The following is a 13,507-nucleotide window of genomic DNA, read 5'->3' on the forward strand; positions in this document are numbered from 1 at the left end:
ATGGCCGAAAAGGACCAGAAGCCGACCGCGAAGCGCCTGCGCGACGCACGCCAGAAGGGCGATGTGCCGAAGAGCGCGGAGACGATCTCGTCGGCGTTCTTCGTCGGTGTATGCGTCGCGCTCGCGGTGGGGCTCGGCACGCTGTTCGCGCGGCTGCAGGCGCTGTTCCGGCTCGTGTTCGACGCGGCGGGCGCGGCGGACCCGTCCGCGCGGCTCGCGGCGCTGATCGACGGCGCCGCGCGCGACTGGGCCATGCTGTCCGCGCAGATCGTCGCGGCCGGTTTGCTGGCTGGGTTGCTCGCGGGCTTCGTGCAGGTGGGCGGCGTGATGGCGTGGAGCCGGCTCGTGCCGCAGCTGTCGCGGCTCAATCCGGCCGAGGGGCTGAAGAACATGTGGTCGATGCGCAACCTCGTGAACCTCGCGAAGATGCTGCTGAAGACCACGCTGCTGGCCGCGACGCTCGGCTGGCTGATCGTCGAGTCGCTCGACCCGTCGGTGCAGTCGGGCTTCACGCGGCCGATGTCGATTCTCGCGCTGATCGTGAAGCTGCTGATGCTGCTGTTCGGCTGGGCCGCGCTGATCTATATCGTGATGGCGCTGATCGACATCGTGCACCAGCGGCACGAATTCAATCAGAAGATGAAGATGTCGATCGAGGAAGTGCGTCGCGAGCACAAGGAAGACGAAGGCGACCCGCATATCGAGGCGAAGCGCCGGCAGCTCGCGCGTGAAGCGCAGTTCTCGTCGCTGCAGGACCGGATCGGCTTCGCGTCGGTGGTCGTCTATTCGTCGAGCGTCGCGGTCGCGCTCTACTACGGCGGGATCGGCACGCTGCCGTGGGTGCTTGCGCGCGGCGAGGGCGAGGCGGCCGAACGGATCGTGCGGCTCGCGCGCGACGCGTTGCGCCCGACGCTCGCGAACGCCGGCCTCGCGCACGCGCTATACGACAGCACTCCTGAAAAGGGCACGATCCAGCAGCAGCATTTCCGCGAGGTCGCGCAGTTGCTGAAGTGGGCGACGGGCGCTGCCTGACGCGGATCGTGTATCGGGGGCCGGAACGCCGGCCTGCGCGTTTCGCTGCGATGTGGTCCTACTTCTCAGCCTGCCGGCCGCGCCCGCGGCACTTGACGCCGTTTTTTTTCCTGGTTCGTCTGACGTTCACCCATGAATTATTGCTGATTTATTTCTTCGTAATATGGCTCGACCGTCAGTGGGACGGCGGGCCGCGAAGTCGCGCCGCCGCTGACGGGACAGGTCAACAGGGGTAGACAAATCAAATGTGCGGAATCGACGGCTTTTTGAATAGCGTCGCCTTCGATGAGGAGACAGCGCGCGGCACACTCGCGCGAATGACGACGAGCCTTGCGCATCGCGGGCCGGACGGGCAGGGCCTCTGGGTCGACCCGGAAGCCGGTATCGCGCTCGGCCACCGGCGGCTGGCGATCGTCGATCTGTCGGTCCATGGCCGGCAGCCGATGGCATCCGCGTGCGGCCGCTACGTCATGGTCTTCAACGGCGAAATCTACAACCATCGCGAGTTGCGCGCGGAGCTCGAGCGCGCGGGTCGCGCACCGGCGTGGCGTGGCCACTCCGACAGCGAGGTGCTGATCGCGGCGATCGTCGCGTGGGGCGTCGAGGCGACGCTGCGGCGCGCGACCGGCATGTTCGCGTTCGCGCTGTGGAATCGCGCGTCGCGGGTGCTGACGCTCGCGCGCGACCGCATCGGCGAGAAGCCGCTCTATTACGGCCGGATCGGCGACGCGCTGGTGTTCGCATCGGAGCTGAAGGCGCTGCGCGGCTATCCGGGCTTCGACGGCACGATCGATCGCGACGCGCTGTGCCTGTACCTGCGCCAGTCGAGCGTGCCCGCGCCGCATACGATCTATCGCGGCATCAGCAAGCTGCCGCCGGGCACCTTCATCCAGTTCGAGCATGCGCGCGACACGCCACCCGTGCGCGCGTACTGGACGCTCGAGCAGGCGATCGAGGCGGGCCGCGAGCGGCCGTTCGAGGGCAACGCCGACGAGGCCGTCGGGCAGCTCGACGCGATCCTGCGGCAGGCCGTCGCGCGGCAGATGGAAGCCGACGTGCCGCTCGGCGCGTTCCTGTCGGGCGGCATCGATTCGTCGGCGATCGTCGCGCTGATGCAGGCGCAGTCGACGAACCCCGTCGACACGTTCACGATCGGCTTTCACGAGGCCGGCTACGACGAGGCCGGCTATGCGAAGGCGGTCGCGCGCCATCTCGGCACGCGGCATACCGAGCTCTACGTGACGGCCGACCATGCGCTCGGCGTCGTGCCGAAACTGCCGACAATCTACGACGAACCGTTCGCCGATGCGTCGCAGATTCCGACCTTTCTCGTGTCGGAGCTGACGCGCCGGCACGTGAAGGTGAGCCTGTCCGGCGACGGCGGCGACGAGCTGTTCGGCGGCTATACGCGCTACTTCCTGACGCCGCGCCTGTGGCGCAAGCTGCATCGCGTGCCGGCGGCCGTGCGCGCGCGGATCGCCGCCGCGCTTCACGCGCTGCGCCCCGATCATGCGGACCAGCTCGCGGCTGTCGCGCAGGGCGCGTGGAGCGGCGTGGAAGCGCGCGAATCGGCGTCCCGCATCGGCGACCGGCTGCACAAGCTCGGCCATGTGATGACGGCCGAGAGCCGCATCGGGCTGTACCGGCTGCTGATGTCGTCGGTGCATCATCCGGAGCGCATCGCGCTCGCCGGGAAGGAGCCGCCGACGCCGCTCGATACCGTCTCCGCATGGCCTGCGCACCTGAGCTTCGCCGAGCAGGCGATGGCGATCGACACGCTCACGTACCTGCCGACCGACATTCTCGCGAAGGTCGACCGCGCGGCGATGGCCGTGAGCCTCGAGACGCGCATGCCGTTCCTCGATCATCACGTCGTCGAATTCGCGTGGCGCGTGCCCGCGTCGGTGCGTTTGCCGGAAGGGCAATCGAAGGCGCTGCTGCGCCGGCTGCTGGACCAGTACGTGCCGTCGTCGCTGATCGACCGGCCGAAGCAGGGCTTCTGCGCGCCCGTCGATCACTGGCTGCGCGGCGCATTGCGCGACTGGGCCGACGCGTTGCTGCAGCCGTCGCGGCTGCGCGACGAGGGCTTCTTCGATGCGCAGGCGGTCGAGCGGCTGTGGCGGCAGCACCAGTCGGGCCGGATGAACTGGCAGCATCAGCTGTGGACCGTGCTGATGTTTCAGGCGTGGCTGGAGGCACAGCGCGCCGCATGATGCGCGATGACGCGGCGTGCCGCGTCATGTCCTGCGCGTCACGCCGGGGTCACGCCTGTGTCGTGTCGCCGCTCACTGATCGAGACACCGCACGCACAGCCGCTTCGCCTGGCTTGCCGATAACCCGCGGCACATCATCACGACCGGTCGTGCATGGCACGACGGCGCGTCGGCCGATGCCGCGGGCGACGCGAGCCGGCGCGCGCGTTCGGGCGGCGTGGTGGCGGCCGCATCCATGCGTCGCTGTCGCGCCGGCGGCGGCACGTCGCGCACCACCGGAATCGGCTCGACGCCGCCTTCGCGTGCGTTGCGCTGCGCGCTCGCGACGACCCGGCTCACATAGCCGCTCGAGAAACCGGTCGTGAAGTTGCCGCTGTAGTAGCACGACAGCGCCGCGCGCAGCGCGGCCTGCGCGGGGCGGCCGGTGTTCGACGAACGCGCGAAGCATTCGGTCAGGATCGCGCCGCCCGCCCGCAGGTTGCGGCATGGCTCGAACATCGTCGTGTCGTCGAGGCCGTATTTCGCGAAATTGCGCTCGTTCACCTGCGCAAGGCCGACGCTGTAGCTGAAGCCGCGCGCGGCCAGCTCGCTCACGGTCGCGCGCGCTTCGTCGAGCGACGCGGGCTGGCGCGCCAGATGGCCGCCGACCACGCCGATCGCATACGGATTGAAACCGGATTCGGTGCGCACCAGCGCGGCGAGCGTGTCGGGGTCGATATTCGGCGCGCAGGCGCGCGCGAGCTGCGCGAAGCCCGCGGCGCTGCCGGCCGCGTGCGCGCTGCGCGGCTGCAGGCCCAACCATGCGAGCGCCAGTGCGAGCGTCGTGACCAGCGCGCACAGGCTCGCAACGGCGGAGCGCGGGCCGCGCGCGTTCATCCCGCCCCCGCCACGCGGTACGACAGCACGAGCCCGTGCACGAGCAGCGACCAGCCGTCGAGCGCGACGAACAGCAGCAGCTTGAACGGCACCGAGATCGTCGTCGGCGAGATCATCTGCATCCCGAGCGCGAGCAGGATGTTCGCAACCAGCAGGTCGACGACGATGAACACGATATAGATCACGAAGCCGATCTGGAACGCCTTGGTCAGCTCGGCGAGCGTGAAGCTCGGCACCAGCACGAGCAGGTCGTCGTCCTTGATGCCGTCCGCGCGATTCTTCGGCCAGACCGACGTCGCGGTGCGCACGAAGAATTCGCGGTCGCGCTGCCGCGTATGCGACACCAGAAAATCCTTGATCGGCGGCAGCGCGGCATCGGCGAGTACGCCGATATCGGAAGTCGACAGTTGCCCCGATGCATCGAAGTGGCGCGACTGCAGCGCGTCGCGGATCGACATCCCGACCGGCGCCATGATGAACAGCGACAGGATCAGCGCGATGCCGTTCAGCACGAGGTTCGGCGGCACCTGCTGGATGCCGAGCGCGGAGCGCAGCAGGCCGAGCACGACCACGAGCTTCGTATAGCTCGTCACCATCAGCGCCGCGAACGGCGCGATGCCGAGCGCGGCGATCACCGCGATCAGCGCGACCGGATTCGGCAGGTTGCCCATCGTTCAGCGCTCGCGCGGCGCGGGTTGCGTCAGCGTGACGACGCGCACGCCGAGCTTCTGGCCGACCGCGATCAGCTGGCCGGTGCCGATCAGCATCCCGTTCGCGACGAGATGGATCACGCTCTGGTTGATCCCTTGCTGCAGTTCGATCACCGCGCCGGGTTGCAGCGTGCCGAGCTCGCCGAGCGGGATCGACGTGGGCGGCAACTCGAAACGCAGATCGACCGCGAGGCTGTCGAGCGAGCGCGGCGCATCGTCGGCCGATGCGTCGTGCGTGGTCGCGGACGGGGTATCGGTGCGGGTCGGTTCCAAAGGCATCTCCCTGATTCGTTCGACGGTCAGCCGGTTGCCCGACGGCCGTCCGGTGATTTCCCACGCCGGCGCGGCCGGCACCCGCGCGACGCACAGCAGGTTCTGCTCGTGCGCGCGCCAGTGCTCGATCGCGATGATGTCGCCGCCGACGACGTCGGCCAGCTCGGCCATCGTCAGCTCGGTCCGGCCGATCTCGAATACCAGCGGCACCGGCAAGCCCGCATACGCGGCGCGCGTATCGGCTCGCGTGGCCGCGGGCGTCGCGAAGAACACCGCGAGCGCGTCCGGCGCATCGAACAGCAGGGCGCCATGGCAGCGCCACGCGCCGTCGGCGCGACGCAGCTCGAAGCGCAGCGCGGCCGGCGCGGTGCGCCACGCGGGCACGCTCGCGGGCGGCGGCAGCAATTCCACGCGCTGCCGCGTCGCGGCCTGCAGCGCGCCGGCGAGCGGCGCGGCGAGATCGGCGAGCAGCGCCGCGCGGATCACGGCCGGCACGGCCGGGTCGGCTGCGTCGCCGAGCCACTCGTTTTCCGCGAGCGGATCGATCCACAGCGTGCCGGCGGCCGGGCCGATGACGAAGCGGTACGCATGCGCGTCGGCGGCCGGTTCGGCATCGACGCGCCAGCGCACCTCGTACGCGTGTTCGCCGAGCGTGACCGGAACCGCGGCCGTCGCGCCGTACGCGTGCGACAGCCCGCGCGCGGCGGCGGCGGACAGGCGCGGCAGATAGGGCGACGCGTCGAGCGCGACCGCGGCGGCGGCCGGGGTGGCGGCGGCGGGCGGAGCCCGGTTCGCGGCGTCGCCGGCGTCGGCATTCGTCAGGGACAGCGCAGGCACGGCGGGATCAGGGCGGATTCGGCGTTGGTTCGACAGGTTGTTGTGGCCGGCGGCGCCGGGGCGCGCGGCTGCTGCGTCGATTGTAGGGACGGCGCCGGGCGTGTGCCGTGCCGGAATCCGTAGTCGTACGTGTGCGGTGGGCGTGGGGGCGGCGGTGAGCTACGAAGCCTGCTGCGCGGTAGCGTGGCCGCGCGCTGTGTTGCCCGCGCAAAATGCGGCCGCCGCACGGAGGCGGCGGTCGTGTTGTTTCGTTTCGTTTTGCGGCGAGGGACGCGTGCCGGCCCGCAGGGCGCTGCATGTCGCACGCGCGGCACGCAACGGCCGACGCGCCGCGTGATGGCGGCGCGCGGGTAAGCCTCTACGTGTTACGCGTAGTCGGCGGCCAGCGCCGACTGGGGCGCGGCGCGCAGGATCGGCGCCGCGTCGTGGCGCTCGACGTGCGTCATGGCCGCGCCGAACAGCACCAGCCGATAGCCGACCGCATAGATCGGGATGATCCGCAGGTTCTTGTCGTGATCGAGCTGCAGCTTCGAACGGATACGCGAGATATGGGTATCGAGCGTGCGCGACGACACGCCGAGCTCGCGGCCCCAGACCGCTTCCTGGATCGCCTGCCGCGGCACGATCTTGTTCATGTTGTCGAGCAGGAATTCGACGACATCGAATTCGCGCGGCGTGACGTCGACGATTTTGTTGTCGATTTCGATCGTGCGGCGCACGAAGTTGATTTTTATGTTGTCGATGTACAGGTATTTGCAATCCATGGTGGCCCTCGCATGTCCGTAAAGGAGTGTTTGCGGGTCATGTACCGCAACTTCCGGGCCAGGGAGGGCATGTGGGGCAGCGACGGACGGTGGGAGCGGGGCGGGCGGCCCGTCGGCGTTGAATCTAAAAGAATTTTTAACGCGGGACGCGCGGCGGGGTCGAGAAGGGCCCGGCCAATATTGAAGGATTGTTACGTAGCATCGCGCGGGAACGTTACGGGCGTTACGGGTGGCGTAACGTGGGGGACGAGCCGATGACGAGGTCGCCGCAGTGCCGTCCTCGGCCTGCGCAAAGTTCGGCCAAACAAACCCGACGTGGAACCCTACATTCGACCCGCCTCCATGAAATGGAAATCGCATATAAATCAAGGGTATAAGTCGAACTAATCGGCGACATCAAACCCTACATTCAACCCTACATCAAACCCGACTCGCACCGCGGCGACCTTTCCTTCGGGTTGCCGCTTGCGGCACTTCGATTTCTGTTCCCGAAGCTTTGGCCGGAGGTCGAACAGCAATGAGCGATCCGGGGCGATCGCGTCGCGGGCGGCGGGCGGCGGGCGGCAGCGCGGCATAAAAAAACCGGCCGCGCGACGTTCCCGTCGCACGGCCGGCTTTTCACCCGCCCGTCAAGCCTTCGCGCTATCGCCGGAATCGAACGGCAGCACGTAATGCCGCTTGCCGGTCGCCGCGAAAATCGCGTTGGCGACCGCCGGCCCGATCGGCGCGACACCCGGCTCGCCGACGCCGGTCGGCGCCTCCGCCGACGGCACGATATGCACCTCGACCTTCGGCATCTCCGCCATCCGCAGCACATGGTAGCCGTCGAAGTTGCGCTGCTCGACGTGGCCGTCCTTCAGCGTGATCGCGCTGTGCAGCGCCGCGCCGAGCCCGAAGCCGATGCCGCCTTCCATCTGCGCGGCGACGATGTCCGGGTTGATCGCGATCCCGCAGTCGACCGCGCACACCACGCGCTCGACCTTCACCTTGCCGTCGGCGTCCACCGACACCTCGGCCACCTGCGCGACATAGCTCTTGAACGCCTCGGCCACCGCGATCCCGCGCCCGCGGCCCTTCGGCAGCGGCTTCGCCGGATCCCAGCCGGCCTTCTGCGCGGCCAGCTCGAGCACGGCGCGCATCCGCGGCTCCTTCGCGAGCAGGTCGCGGCGGAACAGGTACGGATCCTTGCCCGCCGCGTGCGCGGCTTCGTCGACGAATGCCTCGACCGCATACGCGGTGTGCGAGCTGCCGACCACGCGCCACCACAGCACGGGCAGGCCGACCTTGGTGGTGGTGAGCTCGACCGACACGTTCGGTACTGCGTACGGCAGGTTCGCCGCGCCCTCGACCGACGTCGCGTCGATCCCGTTCTTCACCATGAACGCTTCGAACGGCGTGCCGGCGAGGATCGACTGGCCGACGATCCGGTGGCGCCAGCCGACCAGCTTGCCGTCCTTCGTCAGCCCTGCATCGAGCTTGTGGAAGTACATCGGGCGATAGAAGCCGCCCTGGATGTCGTCCTCGCGCGTCCACTGCAGCTTGACCGGCTTGCCGTCCGCGCCGAGCGCCTTCGCGATCGACACGGCCTCGACCACATAGTCCGACCACGCGTTCGCGCGCCGGCCGAAGCTGCCGCCCGCATACAGCGTGTGGATCCGCACCTGCTCGGGCTTCAGGCCCGCGACCTTGGCGGCATTGCCCTGGTCGACCGTCTGGAACTGGTCGCCGGCCCAGATCTCGCAGCTGTTCGCCGTCAGCTTGACGACCGCATCGAGCGGCTCCATCGGCGCATGGGCGAGATACGGGAACTCGTAGGTCGCGCTGATCTTGCGCGCGGCGCCCGCGATTGCTGCGTCGGCATCGCCGTCCTTGCGCGCCGACGCGCCGGGCTTCGCGGCGAGCTGCCGGTATTCGCGCATGATCTCGTCCGAGCCGCGCTTCTCGGCGTTCGCTTCGTCCCAATCGATTTTCAGCGCGTCGCGGCCCTGTTTCGCGGCCCAGAAGCCGGTCGCGACGACCGCGACGCCGCTAGGCACCTGCACGACCGAAACCACGCCCGGCACGGCCTTCGCGGCCGTCGCGTCGAACGACTTGACCGTCGCGCCGAAGCGCGGCGGGCGCTGCAGCAGCGCGACGCGCATGCCGGGGAAGGTGGTGTCCAGCGTGAATTGCGCGGTGCCGTTCGATTTGGCCGACCCGTCGACGCGCGGAATGCGATGGCCGATCAGCTTGAAGTCGGCCGGCTGCTTCAGCGTGACCTTGTCGGGCACCGGCAGTTTCGATGCATCGGCGACCAGCGTGCCGTACGCGGCCGTCTTGCCGCTCTTCGCATGCGTGACGACGCCGTTGGCGGTGGTCAGCTCGCCGGCCGGCACCTTCCAGCGGGCCGCCGCGGCCGACACGAGCATCGCGCGCGCCTTGCCGCCCGCTTCGCGCAACTGCTGCCACGAGTTCGACATGGCCGAGCTGCCGCCCGTGCCCTGCATCGTGCCGAACGCGAGGTTCGCATAGCGCTTCGCATCGGCCGGCGCGCTTTCGACGCGCACGCTCGACCAGTCGGCGTCGAGCTCCTCGGCGACGATCGTCGCGATGCCCGTATACGCGCCCTGGCCCATTTCGACGTGCTTGGCGATCACGGTGACCTTGCCGTCGGGCGTGATGCGCAGGAATGCGTTCGGCGCGAAGTCGGCGGCGGGCGCCGTCGCGGCGAGCGCGCGGCGGCCGAGGCCGGCCCATTCGAAGCCGATCGTCAGGCTGACGGCGGCCGCGGCGCCCGCGGCCTTCAGAAAGGTGCGGCGCGACGGTCGCACCGAATCGGGGTTGTCGAGTTCGATCGTCATGGTCAGGCTCCCAGCGTCGCTGCGGCGTCGTGGATCGCGGCCCGGATGCGGGCGTAGGTCGCACAGCGGCAGAGGTTGCCGTTCATCGCGGCGTCGATGTCCGCGTCGGTCGGCTTCGGGTTCTGTTCGAGCAGCGCGGTGGCCGACATGATCTGGCCGGACTGGCAATAGCCGCACTGCGGCACCTGCAGTTTCACCCAGGCGGCCTGCACGGCCTGCGCGGGCTTGCTCTGCACGCCTTCGATCGTCGTGACGTGCTTGCCCGCGACGCCGGCGAGCGGCAGCACGCACGAGCGCACGGCCTGGCCTTCCAGATGAACCGTGCAGGCGCCGCACTGCGCCATGCCGCAGCCGAATTTCGTGCCGGTCAGCCCCGCATGCTCGCGGATCGCCCAGAGGACGGGCATCGACGGATCGGCATCGAGCGTGACACTCTTGCCGTTCAGGACAAACGTGGTGGGCATTTTTTTGTCTCCGTGGGGAAAACCCGGCATAAACCGGATCAGGTGGCAGTGTGCGCGAACGGTCGGTTTTTACGTCTACCCAATCCTGCAAATTTATTGAACAATCCTGCAAATCCCCGGCGCGGCGGCAAGCGATTCGCTATGCTCCCGCGATCCAGGGAAATGAAGCGAGGAATCCGTCATGGACATGACCGATATCGCGGCGTCGCGCGAATCCGGACGGCGCGAACTGGCGTCGCTGATCGGCCGTTTCGCGCCGGCGGACGGCTCCCACTCGACCGCGGTGCCGGCGCTGATGCTGCACCGGCATGCGCATCCGGTCGATCTCGGCTGCGGCGTGTCGCGCGCCGCACTCGTGATCGCCGCGCAGGGCGCGAAGCGCGTGATCGTGGCCGGCCAGACTTACGAATACGACACGCAGAACTGCCTGATTACGTCGATCGACTTGCCGATTCTCTCGCGCGTCACGCGGGCATCGCCGGACGCGCCGTATCTCTGCATGTCACTGACGCTCGATCTGCAGCGGATCGTCGAACTCGCGGCCGAGATGCGGCTGCCGGAACCCGAAGCGGGCCCCGAAGGCGAGGGCATCGCGCTCGCCGAGCTGACGCCGCCGCTGCTCGATGCCGCGCTGCGGCTGTTGCGGCTGCTCGATACGCCGGCCGATATTCCGGTGGTCGCGCCGCTGATCGAGAAGGAACTGCTGTACCGGCTGATGACGAGCGGGCAGGGCACGCGGCTGCGGCACATGGCCGTCGCGGGCAGCCAGACGCACCGGATCGCGCGCGCGATCGAGTGGATCCGCGATCACTACGCGGAGCCGATGCGCGTCGATACGCTCGCGCAGGCGGTCAATATGAGCGTGTCGTCGCTGCACCATCATTTCAAGCACGTGACCACGCTGAGCCCGCTGCAGTATCAGAAGCAGCTGCGGCTGCACGAGGCGCGGCGGCTGTTGCTGCGGCAGGGCGGCGACGTTGGGTCGGTGGCCGCGGCCGTCGGCTACGAAAGCGCGTCGCAATTCAGCCGCGAATACAGCCGGCTGTTCGGCGCACCGCCGATGCGCGACGTCGTGCATCTGCGCAAGACGGAGTTGCTCGGCACGTAGCCGGCCGCGCCGGTCATGGCGGTTGCGGTGAGCCCGACGCCTCGCCGGTCGCGCACGAACTTTGGTTTCATGCGTGTATCCCGCAGGTGCGCGGATGGACGGATGCGGCAATTGCCGGCCGGATACGGGCCAGATTCAGGCCGACCGCTCGAGTCGCGCAAAAAGATCGCGCAATGACGGACCTTCCGCGTAGATCTCCCGTGGCACGGATAGGTTTTCGGCGACGGGATGCGCGACCGATATCACTTCGGAAATGTTCGTCGCACGTATAACGCGCCGTCGCTTTTTCGATATGCAGACGGTTTGCCGGAGCCGAGGCGCAAGCTGCCGACGGTTGCCGCGATACATTCCTGAAACAAAACAGGCGACTCCCGACGATATGTCGGGCCTCGCGGACGGTATGCGACGCGCAACCGTCGATGGAATCACGCATGGCATGCCGCTTGCGATATTGGATGCACCGGCGAGCGGTCGATCCGATGCAGCAAGGATGGCGCGTGGCCAACTCGTCAATAGGCACTCGGGGACACGATGATGAAGACCAGAAGCCATGACTTGATCCGCGCATTCCTTGCGCACCCTTGGAGTAGCCGCGCAGCGTGTCGTACGACTCGCGATGCAGTGCGTGCGGCGCGGGTTCATCGCTGCCGTTTTCCCGGCATCCGTGCGTTGCGCATGCTGGAACGCCTGTCGTTCCGCACGACGACCTGTGGACCGCGGTGGGTGCCTTCGTCTGGATGGGCCACGCTGTTCGTGCCGGTCAGCTTGACGCCGATCCCGCTTCGGTCGTACAGGGCCGTATCGATTGCGCCGGACACATACCGGCGCTGGCTGGACTAGCTCGAACGCCGTCTATTCGCGCATTTTCGGTCGTTGAAGCGGCTGCCGTGTGCCGGCATGCCACGGGAGTGAATGTCGAAAACGATTGATCCGGGAAGGCGAGTGCCGTGAACCATTACTGCCCGATCAGACTGTCCGGCCCGCACGACGGCGAACGGGCCGCATGCATGCCGCCGTTCGTCCCGGGCCGGCGTCCCCCTGCCGCGCTCACGCGCCCGCTCGTGTATCTGTCGCAGCATCCCGATGCATGGCTCGTCGACTGTCTCGCATCGCGCGGCTGGAACGTATGGCGGGCGAAATCCGTTGCGGACGCACTCAATCTTGTGAAGGCGAACCGCCTGCACGCGGGCATCGTCGATTTCGACGGCTTCGCGTCACCCGACGTCGCGTCGTTCGAGGCGCTGCTGCGCGATCCGCGTATCGGCTGGGTCGCGCTCGCCGACGACGAGCGGCTGCGTGACGCCACCGTCGCGCGCCTGATCCGCCAGTGCTGCTTCGACTACGTGGGCAATGCGACCGCCTGCAGGACGATCGGCTATCTCGTCGGCCATGCGTACGGGATGCTGAAACTCGTGGACAGCGAAAAACCGGCCGTCGATGCCGCGCCGCCGGGCGGGGCGATGATCGGCGCATGCGGCGCGATGCGCCGACTGTTCGCGACCATCCGCAAGGTCGCGAACACCGAGGCCGCCGTGTTCATCGCCGGCGAATCCGGGACCGGCAAGGAGTTGACCGCGGCGGCGATCCACCAGCATTCGTCGCGCGCCGACGCGCCGTTCATCGCCGTGAATTGCGCGGCCATCCCGTCGACGCTGCTGCAGGCCGAGCTGTTCGGCCATGAACGCGGCGCGTTCACCGGCGCGCATCAGCGCAAGATCGGCCGCATCGAGGCCGCGCACGGCGGCACGCTGTTTCTCGACGAAATCGGCGACATGCCGTTCGAGAGCCAGACGAGCCTGCTGCGGTTCCTGCAGGAGGGCAAGATCGAGCGGCTCGGCGGGCGCGTGTCGATTCCGGTGGACGTGCGGATCGTGTCCGCGACCCATGTCGATCTCGAGGCCGCGGTGCAGGCGGGGCGGTTCCGTGCGGACCTGTATTACCGCCTGTGCGTGCTGCGCATCGACGAACCGCCGCTGCGCGCGCGCGGCCGCGACATCATGCTGCTCGCCGATCATGTGCTGCGGCGCTATCGCGACGACGGCGCGCACCGGATTCGCGGCTTCACGCCATGCGCGATCGAGGCGATCCACAATCATGCGTGGCCGGGCAACGTGCGCGAACTGATCAACCGGATCCGCTTCGCGGTCGTGATGACGAACGGCCCGCTGATCTCGGCCGTCGATCTCGAGCTGAGCCAGTACACGTCGCACCGGCCGCCGACGCTCGCCGAGGCGCGCCGGCAGGCCGAGCGCCGCACGATCGAGGAAACGCTGTTGCGGCATCGGCACCAGCATGCCGATGTCGCGGCGGAACTCGGGATTTCGCGCGCGACGCTGTATCGCCTGATGATCGCGCATGGGCTGCATAGCCTGCATGGTTGATGCGGGTTG

The 13,507-nt window shown here is 68.4% G+C and carries 10 protein-coding genes; 4 read left to right on the forward strand and 6 right to left on the reverse strand.

The window, feature by feature from the left end; translation table 11 throughout:
* Both SB771_RS17195 and asnB read left to right on the forward strand, forming a co-directional pair.
* Nucleotides 1-1,032 carry an EscU/YscU/HrcU family type III secretion system export apparatus switch protein gene (locus SB771_RS17195; RefSeq protein WP_175705321.1) on the forward strand — a complete coding sequence of 344 codons (1,032 nt, stop codon included), beginning with the start codon at nt 1-3 and terminating at the stop codon, nt 1,030-1,032.
* 245 nt (nt 1,033-1,277) lie between these two features.
* Nucleotides 1,278-3,245: an asparagine synthase (glutamine-hydrolyzing) gene (gene asnB / locus SB771_RS17200; protein ID WP_011659205.1), complete on the forward strand. Its 1,968-nt coding sequence runs from the start codon at nt 1,278-1,280 to the stop codon at nt 3,243-3,245.
* A 72-nt stretch (nt 3,246-3,317) separates the two neighbouring features.
* On the opposite strand, the gene SB771_RS17205 is transcribed toward asnB, so the two are convergent.
* The 6 genes from SB771_RS17205 to SB771_RS17230 all read right to left on the reverse strand — a co-directional run bounded on the left by SB771_RS17205 (nt 3,318) and on the right by SB771_RS17230 (nt 10,009).
* Nucleotides 3,318-4,121 carry a lytic transglycosylase domain-containing protein gene (locus SB771_RS17205; protein ID WP_175658952.1) on the reverse strand — a complete coding sequence of 268 codons (804 nt, stop codon included), beginning with the start codon at nt 4,119-4,121 and terminating at the stop codon, nt 3,318-3,320.
* The gene (gene sctR, locus SB771_RS17210; protein WP_006755970.1) at nt 4,118-4,792 is read right to left on the reverse strand and encodes a type III secretion system export apparatus subunit SctR; all 675 of its coding nucleotides are present in this window, start codon (nt 4,790-4,792) and stop codon (nt 4,118-4,120) included. The genes SB771_RS17205 and sctR overlap by 4 nt, the downstream gene beginning before the upstream one ends.
* Before the next feature lie 3 nt (nt 4,793-4,795).
* On the reverse strand, nt 4,796-5,941 hold the full coding sequence (sctQ, locus tag SB771_RS17215; RefSeq protein WP_175658953.1) for a type III secretion system cytoplasmic ring protein SctQ: 1,146 nt from the start codon (nt 5,939-5,941) through the stop codon (nt 4,796-4,798).
* 365 nt (nt 5,942-6,306) lie between these two features.
* Nucleotides 6,307-6,705 carry a winged helix-turn-helix domain-containing protein gene (locus SB771_RS17220; RefSeq protein ID WP_006754334.1) on the reverse strand — a complete coding sequence of 133 codons (399 nt, stop codon included), beginning with the start codon at nt 6,703-6,705 and terminating at the stop codon, nt 6,307-6,309.
* A gap of 629 nt (nt 6,706-7,334) precedes the next feature.
* Nucleotides 7,335-9,545, reverse strand: coding sequence for a xanthine dehydrogenase family protein molybdopterin-binding subunit (locus tag SB771_RS17225; RefSeq protein WP_175658954.1), 2,211 nt, complete (start codon nt 9,543-9,545; stop codon nt 7,335-7,337).
* Between the two features lie 2 nt (nt 9,546-9,547).
* Nucleotides 9,548-10,009 carry a (2Fe-2S)-binding protein gene (locus SB771_RS17230; protein WP_012366480.1) on the reverse strand — a complete coding sequence of 154 codons (462 nt, stop codon included), beginning with the start codon at nt 10,007-10,009 and terminating at the stop codon, nt 9,548-9,550.
* Nucleotides 10,010-10,190: 181 nt separating this feature from the next.
* Between SB771_RS17230 and SB771_RS17235 the strand changes: the two genes are divergently transcribed.
* Both SB771_RS17235 and SB771_RS17240 read left to right on the forward strand, forming a co-directional pair.
* Nucleotides 10,191-11,117, forward strand: coding sequence for an AraC family transcriptional regulator (locus SB771_RS17235; RefSeq protein ID WP_011659200.1), 927 nt, complete (start codon nt 10,191-10,193; stop codon nt 11,115-11,117).
* Between the two features lie 1,007 nt (nt 11,118-12,124).
* Nucleotides 12,125-13,498, forward strand: coding sequence for a sigma-54 dependent transcriptional regulator (locus SB771_RS17240; RefSeq protein ID WP_244096775.1), 1,374 nt, complete (start codon nt 12,125-12,127; stop codon nt 13,496-13,498).
* The last annotated feature ends 9 nt before the right edge of the window (nt 13,499-13,507 follow it).

It is taken from the genome of Burkholderia sp. SIMBA_051, assembly GCF_046534915.1.
GTDB lineage: Bacteria > Pseudomonadota > Gammaproteobacteria > Burkholderiales > Burkholderiaceae > Burkholderia > Burkholderia ambifaria.

Excerpts from the sequence above, each read along its gene's own strand:
- SB771_RS17195 (WP_175705321.1), top strand. The coding sequence starts at position 1 with ATGGCCGAAAAGGACCAGAAGCCGACCGCGAAGCGCCTGCGCGACGCA.
- asnB (WP_011659205.1), top strand. The coding sequence starts at position 1,278 with ATGTGCGGAATCGACGGCTTTTTGAATAGCGTCGCCTTCGATGAGGAG.
- SB771_RS17205 (WP_175658952.1), bottom strand. The coding sequence starts at position 4,121 with ATGAACGCGCGCGGCCCGCGCTCCGCCGTTGCGAGCCTGTGCGCGCTG.
- sctR (WP_006755970.1), bottom strand. The coding sequence starts at position 4,792 with ATGGGCAACCTGCCGAATCCGGTCGCGCTGATCGCGGTGATCGCCGCG.
- SB771_RS17220 (WP_006754334.1), bottom strand. The coding sequence starts at position 6,705 with ATGGATTGCAAATACCTGTACATCGACAACATAAAAATCAACTTCGTG.
- SB771_RS17225 (WP_175658954.1), bottom strand. The coding sequence starts at position 9,545 with ATGACGATCGAACTCGACAACCCCGATTCGGTGCGACCGTCGCGCCGC.
- SB771_RS17230 (WP_012366480.1), bottom strand. The coding sequence starts at position 10,009 with ATGCCCACCACGTTTGTCCTGAACGGCAAGAGTGTCACGCTCGATGCC.
- SB771_RS17235 (WP_011659200.1), top strand. The coding sequence starts at position 10,191 with ATGGACATGACCGATATCGCGGCGTCGCGCGAATCCGGACGGCGCGAA.
- SB771_RS17240 (WP_244096775.1), top strand. The coding sequence starts at position 12,125 with ATGCCGCCGTTCGTCCCGGGCCGGCGTCCCCCTGCCGCGCTCACGCGC.